Origin of the sequence: Ensifer sp. Root954 (assembly GCF_001429005.1) — a bacterium.
Classification (GTDB): domain Bacteria; phylum Pseudomonadota; class Alphaproteobacteria; order Rhizobiales; family Rhizobiaceae; genus Ensifer; species Ensifer adhaerens.
In genome coordinates, this window is sequence record NZ_LMJM01000022.1 from 61833 (window position 1) to 73896 (window position 12064).

Here is a 12064-nt window from a genome sequence, read left to right on the forward strand (position 1 = left end):
CAGATGTGGATGACAGACGCAGACAAAACCGGAGCGACGGGATAGAGGAGCCTTCCGCGTAAGCGCAGAAAACTTCGAACGATCCGGACGAAGCCCATGGCAAAGCAGAACACCGTCTTCAAGGATGCCTATAACCGCTGCCTGAAGTTGCTGGCGGACACATCCTCGCTGCCCTCCGAGCCAGAACTCGGACAGATGCTCGGCGTCAGCCGGACGACGGTGCGCGCGATCCTCAGCCGCTTCGAGGAACTGCAGCTGATTGCCTGGGACAAGCGCAAAAAGAGCGTGCTGCGACAACCCCGGCCCGACGATTATTTTCCGACGGAAGAGACGGATTCACTCGCCGAGATCATCGAGCGCAGCTTCATGCGCCGGATTCTCGCCGGCGGCGCCGAACCGGGCATGCAGATCAACGAACTGGAACTGGCGCGCGACATTGGAACCGGCACGACCAGCGTGCGTGAGTTCCTGATCCGCTTCAGCCGCTTCGGCCTGATCGAGAAGCGGCCGAACAGCCATTGGATCCTCAAGGGTTTCACCCGCGAATTCGCGCTGGAACTGACGGAAGTGCGCGAGATGTTCGAACTGCGCTCGGCCGCGCGCTTCGTCTCCCTGCCCGGCGACCATCCGGCCTGGGAAGAGCTTCGGGAAATCGAGGCCCTGCACCGGGACATCCTCGCTGACATCGACAATCGCTACCGGGAGTTCTCCGAGCTCGACGAGCAGTTTCACCTGCTGGTACACAAGGCATCGAGCAACCGGTTCATCGTCGATTTCTACGACATCATCGCGATCGTCTTCCACTATCACTACCAGTGGAACAAGACGAATGCCCGCCAGCGCAACGCCCGCGCGCTCGAAGAACACCTCGCCTATATCGAAGCACTGCGTTCGCACGACCCGGCAAAGGCGGAACAGGCCTGCCGGCGACACCTTCAGTCCGCTCGCGAAACCCTTCTCCAATCCATTCCATAGCCAGCTATCGGAGCCTATGCATGCCGACGCCGATCGTGCAATTCGGGACAAGCCGCTTTCTTCAGGCGCATGCCGATCTCTTCATCAGCGAAGCGTTGACGAAGGGGGAAGCGCCCGGTCCGATCACCATCGTGCAAACGACAGGGTCGAGCGAACGGTCTGGACGCCTTGCAGCCCTTGCCCGGCCGGAAGGCTTTCCCGTCATCATCCGTGGCATCCAGGAAGGCGAGACGATCGACGCGACGCAGCAAGTGACAAGCGTGGCGCGCGCGCTTTCGACCGCTCAAAACTGGGGCGAGATCCGGGCGATTATCGCCGAGGAAGCCGAAATCCTGATCTCCAACACCGGCGATACGGGTTACCAGGTCGGCGACAACGACCTGATAACCGACATTCCGCTTTCCTTTCCGGGTAAGCTGCTCCTGCTCTTGAAGGCGCGTTTCGACGCGGCGCGACGCCCGCTGACGATTCTTCCTTGCGAGCTCGTGTCGCGCAACGGCGACGTGTTGAAGGCGCTGATGCTGCGGCTCGCGGCGGAGCGGATGGGAAACAGCGCCTTTATCGACTGGCTGGACAAGGATGTCGTCTGGGCCAACACGCTGGTCGACCGCATCGTCTCCGAGCCGCTCGAGCCTGCCGGTGCAATTGCCGAACCTTATGCGCTCTGGGCGATCGAAAACCAGTCCGGCCTGCGGCTCCCTTGCATCCATCCGTGCGTGAAGCTCGTGGATGACCTGACGCCTTACGAGAAGCTGAAGCTTCACATTCTCAATCTCGGCCACACGGTACTCGCAGAGCTCTGGCTTAGGCAAGGTCGCGACCAGAACGAGACCGTTCGGGAAATCCTGGCCGACCCCGGCATTGCCGCACACTTGGACAAAATCTACCAATCCGAAGTGATGCCCGCCTTTGCCGCAAAAGGCCTGGAGAGCGAAGCGGCAGACTACGTGACCGCGACGCTGGAACGCTTCAGAAACCCGTTCCTCAACCACCGCCTAGGCGATATCGCCAATCATCATCGCGAAAAGATCGAACGGCGGATCGTCGATTTGCGGCGTTGGAGCCCCGGCGTAGCCATGCCCGAGCTCCAGGCAATCTGCGATCAGTAGCCGGATTCCTGCTTTTTCGGAACCGACGTCGCCTCACCGAGAAACTCCTGGCGTAATGCCGTCGTCGCGCGCACGAGCGAGGTGACATCCGTGCCGATCGCCATGAAATCGGCGCCCATCTCGCGATAGTCTCGCGCCTGCTCGAGATCGAGCGTCATGATGCCCCGCGCCTTGCCGGCCCTCTTGATGCGCTCGAACGCGTCGGCGATCGCCGCGCGCACCTCCGGATGACCCGGCTTGCCGAGGTAACCCATGTCGGCGGCCAGATCGGAGGGGCCGATGAAGAGGCCGTCGACGCCATCGAGCGCGGCAATCTCGTCGATGGCGGCAAGACCTGCGCGGCTCTCGATCTGCAGGATCAGGCAGATTTCGTCGCCGGCGGTCTGAAGATAGTCGCCGATGCGGCCGAACTCCGAGGCCCGCCCGAGGGCGGCGCCGACGCCGCGAATACCATGGGGCGGATAGCGGGTGGCGCGCACCAACTGCTGCGCCTGCGCCAGGCTCTCGACCATCGGGATCAGGAGGGTCTGCACGCCGGTATCGAGGATCTGCTTGATCAACACGGTATCGCCCACCGGCAGGCGAACCATCGGGTGGCTCGCCGATGCGGAGACGGCACGAAACTGCGCCGACAGCAGCGGGATATCGTTCGGCGCATGTTCGCCGTCGATGAGCAGCCAGTCATAGCCGCTGCCGGACACCACTTCGGCCGCATAGGGGCTGGCTAGCGCCACCCAGAGCCCAAGCTGGAAGCGGTTTTCGCGCAGGGCTGCTTTGAAAGGGTTCTTCGGTGCCGGCATGGGTCGTCTCCTCCTGCTATGCGACGGGACGAGCGATGCCTCAATCCCGCAATCACGAGATTTCTACCGGCAAAGAAAAAAACCGGCCAGAACTTTCCGGCCGGTTTTTCAGATTGGGTACCGTATCTTACGCAACGCCGCCGAGGCAGACGTATTTGATCTCGGTGAACTCCTCGATGCCGTAGCGCGAGCCCTCGCGGCCAAGTCCGGAAAGCTTGACGCCGCCGAACGGCGCTTCCGCCGTCGAGATCAGCCCGGTGTTGACGCCGACCATGCCGTATTCCAGCGCTTCGGCGACCCGGAACACCCGCGCCAGGTCCTTGGCGTAGAAATAGGAGGCAAGGCCGAACTCGGTGTCGTTTGCCTGCTCGACCACATCCGCCTCGTCGGTGAAGCGGAAGAGCGGGGCCACCGGCCCGAAGGTTTCCTCGCGTGCAACCGCCATCGCCTGGGTGACGTCGGCCAGAACCGTCGCCTCATAGAAGGTGCCGCCGAGCGTGTGGCGCTTGCCGCCCTGGATGACGCGTGCGCCCTTCGACGTCGCATCGGCGATGTGCTCCTCGACCTTTTCCAGCGCCGCCTTGTCGATCAGCGGGCCAAGGATCACGCCTTCGTCGAGACCGTTGCCGATCTTCAGCTTGGCGACCGCCTTGGCGAGCTTGTCGGAGAAGGCATCATAGACCTTGTCCTGCACATAGATGCGGTTGGCGCACACGCAGGTCTGGCCGTTGTTGCGGAACTTGGCGATCAGCGCGCCTTCGACTGCGGCATCGAGATCGGCATCGTCGAAGACGATGAACGGCGCATTGCCGCCGAGTTCCAGCCCGAGCTTCTTGATGGTGGCGGCACTCTGGCGGTAGAGTTCGGCCCCCACCTCTGTCGAGCCGGTGAAGGTGAGCTTGCGCACGACCGGGTTCGAGGTCATCTCGGCGCCGATCTCGCGGGCAGAACCGGTGATGACGCTGAACAGGCCCTTCGGCAGGCCTGCACGCTCGGCAAGGATCGCAATGGCGATCGCCGAGAACGGCGTCTGGGCAGCCGGCTTCAACACCATGGCGCAGCCGGCGGCAAAGGCCGGGCCGGCCTTGCGGGTGATCATCGCATTGGGGAAGTTCCAGGGCGTGATCGCCGCAACGACGCCGATCGGCTGCTTCATGACCAGGATGCGCTTGTCGGGCTGGTGGCCGGGGATCAGGTCGCCATAGATGCGGCGCGCCTCTTCGGCAAACCACTCGACGAAGCTTGCACCGTAGACAATCTCGCCGGTCGCCTCAGTGAGCGGCTTGCCCTGCTCCAGGGTCAGGATGCGGCCGAGATCGTCCTTGTTCTCGATCATCAGCTCGAACCACTTGCGCAGCACGCCGGCGCGGTCCTTGGCCGTGCGCGCTGCCCAGGTCTTCTGGGCCACGCGCGCGGCCTCGATCGCAGCCCTGGTTTCCTTGGCGCCGAGCTTCGGCACCCGGCCGATGATCTCGCCCGTCGCCGGGTTGTTCACCTCGATCGCGTTTGCCGCGTCCGCCTCGATCCACTCGCCGCCAACGAGGGCTGCCTGGCGAAACAATGATGGGTCTTTAAACGACATGATCCGTCCTCTCTCAAATCCTACAGAACTTATACAACTTTTTTCTTGGAAACGGCAATGACCTCGAGTCGCCGTTTCTGCAATTTCCTGAGGCGCACAAGGCGCGCGGGCGCTCACGTTTCCATGCATCCAACCCGTTTCTTCGCCATCCGTCCTCATGTAGCGTTCGAAACGAATCAAACCATGGGCCACCAGTCGGTCCAGCGGCGTTCCCAGGTTCACGCGACACCGAGAAGAGGCTTGTCCATGACGGCGACCGACAACAGAAAAGCTGACCATCCGATCGATGCTATGTTCATCGAGCGCTGGTCGCCCCGCGCCTTCACCAATGAGGAAATCGACGAAAAGACCCTGCTTTCCTTCTTCGAAGCGGCGCGTTGGGCGCCGTCTGCCAGCAACCGGCAACCCTGGCGCTTCGTCTATGCGCGCCGCGGCACAGATCGCTTCCCGGTGCTGCTCGACACGCTCGACGAGGGAAACCAGCGCTGGGCGAAGAACGCGGCAGCACTTCTGGTCGTGATTTCAAGAACGCATAATGCAGCGCAGAACGGCGAGATGCGGCATGCCTATACCCACGCCTTCGACACTGGGGCGGCCTGGTACAGCCTCGCTTTGCAGGCCTCGCTCGCGGGCTGGCACACCCATGGCATGGCCGGTATCGATCGCGACAGGGCGATGCACGCCCTGAATGTTCCCGAGCACTACCGGGTCGAAGCCGCCGTTGCGATCGGCCGGCTTGCCGATTCCTCGACATTGCCGGACGATCTGCGCGCACGCGAAATCCCGAGCCAACGCAAGCCGGTCGGCGAATTCGCCTTCGAGGGGCAGTTCAAGGGCGAATGAAGCACCAACAAAAAAACCCGGCTCTGAGGCCGGGATTTTCTTTTTATCTCTGCATAGGCCTCGATCAGATGTCGAGGTTTGCGACGCTCAGCGCATTCTCCTGAATGAACTCGCGACGCGGCTCAACCTCGTCTCCCATCAGACGCGAGAACAGGCCATCCGCGTCGGTGGCGTCGGTGACCCGGACCTGCAGCAGCGAGCGGACGTTCGGATCGAGCGTCGTTTCCCAGAGCTGCTCGGCGTTCATCTCACCCAGACCCTTGTAGCGCTGCATCGACAGGCCCTTGCGGCCAGCGGCAAAGATCGCGTCGAGAAGCGCACGCGGGCCGCTGACCTCCTGCGCGCCGTCACGGCGACGCAAAACCGGCGGTGCCGAGTAGATCTCTTTCAACTTTGACGCCAGTTGGTCGATATAGCGGGCATCGGACGAACCGATCAGCGCCATGTCGAGTACGGCGAATTCTTTGACGCCGCGAACCATGCGTTCGAACCGCAACCCGCCTTCGCTGGTAACTGTGCCGGTCCAGCCGCGCTCGGTTTCCTCGGCGATCACGTCGAGGCGACGTGCGATCTCGGCGGCGGTCTTTTCGTACTCGTCGCGCTGGCCGTTGAGCTCGACGTTCAGCGCGCCGGCGATGGCCGCCTGCTCGACAATCGCCCGATTATAGCGCGAGTGAAGCCCGTTCATGAGGTTACGCAAGCGCAGGGCATCGGTGATCACCTCGCGCAGGTCCTGCCCGGCGCGGACTTCGCCCGATTCAAGCTGCAGCGTCGCTTCCTCGAGACCCATCGAAATCAGGTAGTCTTCAAGCGCCTGCTCGTTCTTCAGATACTGCGCCGACTTGCCGCGCGTCACCTTATAGAGCGGCGGCTGGGCGATATAGATGTGCCCGCGCTCGATCAGTTCCGGCATCTGCCGGAAGAAGAAAGTGAGCAACAGGGTGCGGATGTGGGCGCCGTCGACGTCGGCGTCCGTCATGATGATGATCTTGTGGTAACGCAGCTTGTCGGCGTTGAACTCGTCCTTGCCGATCGACGTGCCGAGCGCGGTGATCAGCGTACCGATTTCCTGGCTCGACAGCATCTTGTCGAATCGCGCTCGCTCGACGTTTAGGATCTTGCCGCGCAGCGGCAGGATCGCCTGGTTTTCGCGCGACCGGCCCTGCTTGGCCGAACCACCCGCCGAGTCGCCTTCCACCAGGAAGACTTCGGACTTTGCCGGGTCACGCTCGGAGCAGTCCGCCAGCTTGCCCGGCAGCGACGAGATGTCGAGCGCGCCCTTGCGGCGCGTCAGTTCGCGCGCCTTGCGGGCAGCTTCGCGGGCAGCGGCCGCTTCGACCACCTTGCCGACGAGGATCTTGGCTTCGGTCGGATGTTCTTCGAACCAGGTGCTGAGCGCCTCGTTGACGAGGCTTTCGACCACCGGTCGCACTTCCGACGACACCAACTTGTCCTTGGTCTGCGACGAGAACTTCGGGTCCGGAACCTTGACCGAGAGTACGGCCGTCAGGCCTTCGCGGCAGTCCTCGCCCTGGAGCGTGACCTTTTCTCTCTTCGTAATGCCGGACGTATCGGCATAGGACGTGACCTGCCGGGTCAACGCGCCACGGAAGCCCGCCATATGCGTGCCGCCGTCGCGCTGCGGGATGTTGTTGGTGAAGCAGAGCACGTTTTCGTGATAGCTGTCGTTCCACCACATCGCCACTTCGACGGTGATGCCGTCCTTCTCGCCGCGGATCGATACCGGCTTGTGCACCAGCGGCTTCTTCGCGCGGTCGAGATAGGCGACGTAGGCCTCAAGACCGCCCTCGTACATCATCTCGTCCTGGCGGATGTCCGAATGGCGCTTGTCGGTGAGGATGATATGAACGCCTGAATTCAGGAACGCGAGTTCGCGCAAGCGGTGCTCGAGCGTGTTGTAGTCGAACTCGGTCTTGGTGAAGGTCTCGCTGCTCGGCAGGAACGTCACCTCGGTCCCGGTCTCATCGCCGGCGTCGCCGGTAACGGCGAGAGAGCCGTCAGCGACACCGTGGGTGAAGCTCATCTCGTGAATCTTGCCTGCGCGCCGGATCTTCAGCTTGAGCGAAACCGAAAGCGCATTGACCACCGACACGCCGACGCCGTGCAGGCCGCCCGAAACCTTGTAGGAGTTCTGGTCGAACTTACCGCCGGCGTGCAGCTGGGTCATGATGACCTCGGCCGCCGAGACGCCCTCTTCCTTATGGATGTCAGTCGGGATGCCGCGACCGTTGTCGGTTACCGTCACCGAGCCGTCCGGATTGAGCGACACCGTCACGATGTCGGCATGGCCCGCAAGCGCTTCGTCGATCGCGTTGTCCACCACCTCGTACACCATGTGGTGCAGACCGGAGCCGTCGTCGGTGTCGCCGATATACATGCCCGGCCGCTTGCGTACGGCATCCAGGCCCTTCAGCACCTTGATGGAATCGGCACCATATTCGGCGCTGGCGCCGGTTTCGGTCTCAGGATTGTCGGTCATTCAGCTACGGGTCTTTCCAGGTTCTTCGGACATGGTGATTCGTTGCGAATCACGTCTCGGACGCCTCTTGGACTATAGAAAATTTGTCCAGGGTTCCAAATCCCGGACCGCCGCGCGGCGGCCGGAAACAAGCGTTCATCCCCTGTCATTATCAGGAAATGTGGCTTTTTCCAAAACATCTTGCAGCTTGCGGATCGTCTCCGGAGACAAAGCGCGAATTTGTTCGCTCAATCGGTTGGCAAAGGCCGTGTGCTCCGGCGTCAGACCCGACGTGTCGAGCACCGTTTTTGGCGAGGAGACGTTGGCAATGCGGAACAGATCCTCCGCCTCGTCCCAGATCACGTTGAAGTAACCGGTGACGCGCTGGAGGAAGTCGAAGCTCGGCGCACCGCGCTTTCCATGCTCGAGCGCCGAGAGATAAGCGGCCGAGACGCCGATCGCCTTTGCCATCTCCTTCTGCGACACGCCTTTGCGGCGCCTGAGGTCGCGCAGAGCCTGGCCGAAGGGCGTCATAGCGCGCTGCCTCTCACCCGCGCCAGGCGGACGTAGAGCGCGCCGTCGCCGCCATGGTTACGGGCGGCCGGCTCATAGGACGAAATCAGCGGCCGGAATTCGGGAAGCGAGAACCAGAGTGGCACCGCCCGCTTCAAGGCGCCGTCGCTGCCGAACGAGGTGCCCTTGCCGGTAATGACGAGCACATGTCGCAGCCCCCGCTCGTGCGCCCGCAGCAGAAACTGCAGAAGAAGTCCGTGCGCTTCGCTCTGGATCATGCCGTGCAGGTCGATCCGGCCCTCAAGCACCAGGTGCCCCTTTGCCAGCTTGCGCTTGACCGGCCGCTCCAGTGGATGGTGCACTTTTTCGCCGAGCTTCTTCGTCAGCGCTATGCCCGGCTGCTCGAGAGCTGTTGCCGGCTGTTGCGGCCGCTGCTTGCCCTTCGCCTCTTCCGGAGGTTTTGCCTGTTCGTCCTCGGCCAGAATCTCCATCAGGTCGGCGAGCCGACCGGCCATCGGTCTCGCCGAACGGGCAACCTTGCCCCAGAGAATGCGATCCTCGGCCGAGAGTTTCTTGTCCTTAGCCATGGCCGTAACGGGCCGCGGCCGCCTTGGGAACGAAGACGTAAAAGTCGGCTGCGTTGCGAACCGCTCCGGCCCGCTCACCGGCCTCGAAACCGGATCCGGTAAAGATATCGCCGCGAGCCGGGCCAACGATCGCCGAGCCGGTATCGAGCGCCAGCATCAGACGCTGGAAGGGTTTTCCGTCATCGAGCCGCGTCAGGCTCTCGCTCGCGATAAAGAAAGGAACGCCAAAGGTGTGGATCAGCCGATCAACTGCCAATGAGCGGTTCGGTTCGAGCGAGACCTTGGCGGCGGCAATCGGCCCCAGCCGCTCGTCCTCGACGTCTGCCTCGCGGAAGAAGATGAATGACCGGTTGTGCCAGAGAACCTCATCGACCTCTTCGGGATGCGCTTCCAGCCAGTCGCGAATACTCATCATCGAAACGGTGGCGGCATCGATCTTGCCGCGCTCGATCAGCAATTTGCCAACGGCTGAGAAATAGTGCCCGGTCTTGGCCGAATAAGTGACGCGGCGACGCGAACCATCCGGGAAGCGGAGCCGTGCGGCACCCTGGACATGAACGAAGAAGACCTCGACCTTGGACTTCGCATAGGCGATCTCCAGGCCGCGTCCGGCCAGATGGCCCTGCTCTATCGCTTGCCTGTCCGGATACTCGCTGATCCGGCCACCCTCGGAGAGACCGAAGGCGAAATAGGGATCCATCCCCTCCGGCCGGTTGCCATCGTGAACATCGACCAGATCGACCGGCCGTCGATAGAGCGGATAACGATAGGTCTCGTCCGCTTCGGCGCGAACATCGATCTCGGGCTCGTAAAAGGCCGTGACAAAACCGGAACCCATTTCGGGCACGATCCGGAAGGGGACGAAATGCGCTTCGAAAAACGCCCGTGCGTTCTCTCCGCTACCAACCTGCTGCCGCGAGGCGGAGAAGACCGGCAAAAGATCGTCGACTGAAATCCCGAGAGAGCCCGTGCGATAGGGTTTGGCCGTCGAGACATGCTGGTGACAGCGACGCATCGCCTCGATCACCGCGATCGGATCATCATGTTGCCAGCCCGGAAGCTCGGCGAAACGGGCTGGCTCAAGTCGATAGGACATGGGTACCGCGTCCGCTCAGTTTTCGGATTCGGTGGCGATCAGCTTCCAGTTCGGATCCCGCGAACGAATGTCGCGCGCGAAGGTCCAGAGATCGTTGACCTCCGCAACCGACTCGGCGTCGCCGTCGATCAAACCGCCCTGCTTGTCATACGTCGCCGAAATCAGCTGGCTGACGATGCGAACGGTGATGTTCTCTTCGCTGTCCTTCACTTCGGCGTGAATGATGTCTGCCTTGTCGATGCCGACGAAGGTGGACTTGACGACTTCGCCCTTGCGCTCGCGATCGGTGATCGCCGCGTCGAAGCCCTCATAGACCTCGCGGGACAGCAGATTCTTCAGCGTCTTTCGGTCGCCGTCCGCGAAAGCCATGACGATCATCTCGTAGGCCATCTTGGCGCCGTTGACGAATTCCTTGGGATCGAAACCCTGATCCGCGTCGCTCAGCGCCCGCAGCTGGGTGTTGAGCGTCGTTCCGGTCTTGGCGAAAGCGTCGATCATTTCGTAGCGGTTTGCTTCTTCGTCCGCATTCTCGCGGCGCGGCAGCTGCACGACCTTGCCCTTGTCGCCGTTTTCCGGCCCCTGGCTCATGTCGCGTGGCGAATACGGATCGAACGGCGGCCGCTCGCTCCCGGTCCGGCGGCCCAAGACGCTGCGCAGTTGGAGGAAAATGACCACCGCGGCGATCAGGAAAAAAAACGTGATGAAGTCAAAAGAGCCCATTTCCACCCGGAACCGCTGTTAGAATTTCTCGTGGCTATTCCATATAGTCCGCAAGGATAGATCATTCAAATGGCGATGTCGCACCCTTAGACGGGGATGTGACACCAGGTTTCATTTTCGGGCAGCATCGATGCGTTCATTTCTTATCCCCCTTGCCATCCTCGGGCTTCCGCTGGCCGAGATCGCCGGTTTTGTCGTCGTCGGCCGGGAGATCGGCCTCCTGATGACGTTGCTGCTGGTTCTTGCCAGTGCATTTGTCGGCGTTATCCTGCTGAGAGTCCAGGGATTTACCGTCATTCGGCGAGTGCAGGACGCCACGCGCAACGGTAGCGACCCGGGCCGGGAGGTGCTTGGCGGCGCATTGCTGTTCGTCGCGGCGATCCTGCTGGTGGTGCCGGGCTTCGTCAGCGACGTGATCGGCCTCCTGCTGTTTCTGCCTTTCGTTCGAAATGCGGTTGCCGGTTTCCTGCGCAAGCGAATGACGATCGTGACCGCGGCATCCGGTGCCGGCTGGACACGGCCGCACGAACCGCGCCCCTCGCCGCGCGTCATCGATCTCGATGAGGGCGAATTCTCGCGAACGGACGACGAGGATCCGCCGCAGGTCGGCGATCGCCGCCAGCCCTAGCCAAGAGGCCACGGTGACAGAATGCGCGAACGGCACTCTATCGCCCATATTCCGGAGCATGCTTTCAGCTTTCCGCTTGGAGCAGAAACCCAGCGCCCGCTGGAAAGCGCCAGGCCCGCAGGGTTGTAAGCCCTAGGCCGAAATGCTAGATGGCCTCACCTATTTTTGTCGAGGAACCCTTATGACGACTGATACCGCATCCAACGGCAACGGCAGCGCGCAGCAGAGCCCGACGCTGAACATCCTCGCCCAGTATATCAAGGACCTTTCCTTCGAAAACCCGGGCGCGCCGCGTTCGCTGCAGGCCCGTGACAAGGCGCCGTCGATCAATATCAACGTCAACGTCAATGCCAACCCGCTCGCAGAGAACGATTTCGACGTCGTGCTCTCGCTGAACGCAGAAGCCAAGGACGGCGACCGCGTCCTGTTCAACGTCGAGCTCGCCTATGGCGGCGTCTTCCGCGTTGCCGGCTTCCCGCAGGAGCACATGCTGCCGCTGCTCTTCATCGAGTGCCCGCGCCTGCTGTTCCCGTTCGCCCGTCAGATCGTTGCCGACGCAACCCGCAACGGCGGCTTCCCGCCGCTGATGATCGATCCGATCGATTTCGCGCAGATGTTCGCTCAGCGCATGGCCGAAGAAAAGGTCCGCGCCCAGGTTTCGAACGAAACCGCAAACTGATCGAATTTCAGATTGCTGAAACGAAAAGCCCGGCCAATGTGCCGGGCTTTTTC

Annotated in this window: 12 protein-coding genes; 5 read left to right on the forward strand and 7 right to left on the reverse strand. The window is 62.2% G+C overall.

Translation table 11 applies throughout. From position 1 onward, the window contains the following. Positions 1-96: 96 nt before the first annotated feature. Together ASE71_RS12385 and ASE71_RS12390 are read left to right on the forward strand one after the other, a co-directional pair. The gene (locus tag ASE71_RS12385) at positions 97-975 is read left to right on the forward strand and encodes a GntR family transcriptional regulator (RefSeq protein ID WP_060521533.1); all 879 of its coding nucleotides are present in this window, start codon (positions 97-99) and stop codon (positions 973-975) included. Positions 976-995: 20 nt separating this feature from the next. Continuing rightward, on the forward strand, positions 996-2084 hold the full coding sequence (locus tag ASE71_RS12390; protein WP_060521532.1) for a D-mannonate oxidoreductase: 1089 nt from the start codon (positions 996-998) through the stop codon (positions 2082-2084). On the opposite strand, the gene hpaI is transcribed toward ASE71_RS12390, so the two are convergent. After that, the gene (gene hpaI / locus ASE71_RS12395) at positions 2078-2884 is read right to left on the reverse strand and encodes a 4-hydroxy-2-oxoheptanedioate aldolase (RefSeq protein WP_060521531.1); all 807 of its coding nucleotides are present in this window, start codon (positions 2882-2884) and stop codon (positions 2078-2080) included. The two genes, ASE71_RS12390 and hpaI, sit on opposite strands and share 7 nt — an antisense overlap. A 127-nt stretch (positions 2885-3011) precedes the next feature. Beyond that, a complete protein-coding gene (gene gabD, locus ASE71_RS12400; RefSeq protein ID WP_060521530.1) occupies positions 3012-4466 on the reverse strand; it encodes an NADP-dependent succinate-semialdehyde dehydrogenase in 1455 nt (484 codons plus the stop codon). 246 nt (positions 4467-4712) lie between these two features. Between gabD and ASE71_RS12405 the strand changes: the two genes are divergently transcribed. Next, positions 4713-5309, forward strand: a complete 597-nt coding sequence (locus tag ASE71_RS12405) for a nitroreductase family protein (protein WP_060521529.1) — start codon at positions 4713-4715, stop codon at positions 5307-5309. A gap of 64 nt (positions 5310-5373) precedes the next feature. On the opposite strand, the gene gyrB is transcribed toward ASE71_RS12405, so the two are convergent. The 5 genes from gyrB to ASE71_RS12430 form a co-directional block, all read right to left on the reverse strand. After that, the gene (gene gyrB, locus ASE71_RS12410) at positions 5374-7809 is read right to left on the reverse strand and encodes a DNA topoisomerase (ATP-hydrolyzing) subunit B (RefSeq protein ID WP_034800121.1); all 2436 of its coding nucleotides are present in this window, start codon (positions 7807-7809) and stop codon (positions 5374-5376) included. 135 nt (positions 7810-7944) lie between these two features. Continuing rightward, complete coding sequence (locus ASE71_RS12415; protein ID WP_034800122.1) at positions 7945-8322, reverse strand: helix-turn-helix domain-containing protein; 378 nt, start codon at positions 8320-8322, stop codon at positions 7945-7947. Further along, positions 8319-8888, reverse strand: a complete 570-nt coding sequence (locus ASE71_RS12420) for a Smr/MutS family protein (protein ID WP_034800123.1) — start codon at positions 8886-8888, stop codon at positions 8319-8321. Before ASE71_RS12420 ends, ASE71_RS12415 begins: the two co-directional genes overlap by 4 nt. Next, positions 8881-9984, reverse strand: a complete 1104-nt coding sequence (locus ASE71_RS12425; RefSeq protein WP_060521528.1) for a murein transglycosylase A — start codon at positions 9982-9984, stop codon at positions 8881-8883. Before ASE71_RS12425 ends, ASE71_RS12420 begins: the two co-directional genes overlap by 8 nt. 15 nt (positions 9985-9999) lie before the next feature. Further along, the gene (locus tag ASE71_RS12430) at positions 10000-10704 is read right to left on the reverse strand and encodes a Tim44/TimA family putative adaptor protein (RefSeq protein WP_034800130.1); all 705 of its coding nucleotides are present in this window, start codon (positions 10702-10704) and stop codon (positions 10000-10002) included. A gap of 130 nt (positions 10705-10834) precedes the next feature. On the opposite strand from ASE71_RS12430, the gene ASE71_RS12435 reads away from it, so the two are divergent. Together ASE71_RS12435 and secB are read left to right on the forward strand one after the other, a co-directional pair. Next, positions 10835-11332, forward strand: a complete 498-nt coding sequence (locus tag ASE71_RS12435) for an FxsA family protein (protein WP_060521527.1) — start codon at positions 10835-10837, stop codon at positions 11330-11332. Between the two features lie 181 nt (positions 11333-11513). Continuing rightward, complete coding sequence (gene secB / locus ASE71_RS12440) at positions 11514-12011, forward strand: protein-export chaperone SecB (RefSeq protein ID WP_060521526.1); 498 nt, start codon at positions 11514-11516, stop codon at positions 12009-12011. Positions 12012-12064: the final 53 nt, after the last annotated feature.